This is a genomic window from Pseudomonas sp. 2995-1 (assembly GCF_002742505.1).
Classification (GTDB): Bacteria; Pseudomonadota; Gammaproteobacteria; order Pseudomonadales; family Pseudomonadaceae; genus Aquipseudomonas; species Aquipseudomonas sivasensis.
The window spans coordinates 1-290 of the sequence record NZ_LJSA01000574.1; the positions used below are offsets into that span (position 1 = coordinate 1).

Annotated in this window: 1 protein-coding gene; it reads left to right on the plus strand. The window is 42.8% G+C overall.

Annotated features, from left to right (window positions below; translation table 11 throughout):
• Positions 1-290, plus strand: a 290-nt coding sequence (locus AOA61_RS30980; RefSeq protein ID WP_218197403.1) for a glycoside hydrolase family 52 protein, incomplete at both ends; no start/stop codon positions are given.

A 290-nucleotide genomic window follows, 5' to 3' on the forward strand; every position in this document is an offset into this window, starting at 1 on the left:
TGTACATGCAATGCGTCGCCTTGATGATACAAGTAACGGTGAATTCGTTGGGGTAGGTCAAGGTCCAAACACTGCAATTGTTTCTAACGACGACGGTGTAAAAGCAGGACTTGGATTTTCCATTGATAAAGTATTAACAGTAAAGCATGAAGTGAACTACGGGTTCGGCCTAGGCCTCACAGGTGCATTATTGATGGAAGTGCCGGCTGGTGAAAGAAAAGAATTTAACTTTGCAATTTGTTTCTACAGAGGCGGAATCGTAACAAGTGGAATCGATACAGAGTATACCT